Here is a 653-nt window from a genome sequence, read left to right on the forward strand (position 1 = left end):
TGGCAGCCGTGCAGACCCTGCGTGAGATGAACGCCGACAACCTGCGCAAGGTGCCGGCCGATGCACCCACGGCCTTCATCAAGCCGCGCTGGAAGCCGCTGGTGATCACCCCGGAAGGCCTCGACCGGAAATTCTACGAAATCTGCGCCCTGTCCGAGCGGAAGAACGCGCTGCGATCCGGCGACATCTGGGTCAAGGGCTCGCGGCAGTTCCGCGACTTCGACGACTACCTGCTGCCGGCCGAGAAGTTCGCCGCACTCAAGCGCGAGCAGGCCCTGCCCCTGGCGATCAACCCGAACAGCGACCAGTACCTGGAAGAGCGTTTGCAGCTGCTGGACGAGCAGTTGGCCACCGTCACCCGCCTGGCCAAGGACAACGAGCTGCCCGATGCCATCCTCACCGAGTCAGGGCTGAAAATCACCCCGCTGGATGCGGCGGTGCCGGATCGGGCGCAGGCGCTGATCGACCAAACCAGCCAGTTACTGCCGCGCATCAAGATCACCGAACTGCTGATGGACGTGGACGACTGGACGGGCTTCAGCCGCCACTTCACCCACCTGAAGGACGGTGCCGAGGCCAAAGACCGGACATTGCTGCTGTCAGCGATCCTGGGCGATGCGATCAACCTCGGGCTGACCAAGATGGCCGAGTCG

1 protein-coding gene is annotated in these 653 nt (G+C 64.5%); it reads left to right on the top strand.

The genetic code is table 11. The features are described from left to right. On the top strand, window positions 1–653 hold a 653-nt coding region (locus tag R7190_RS28110; protein WP_318137955.1), incomplete at both ends, for a Tn3 family transposase.

It is taken from the genome of Vibrio sp. 1078-1 (assembly GCF_033340475.1).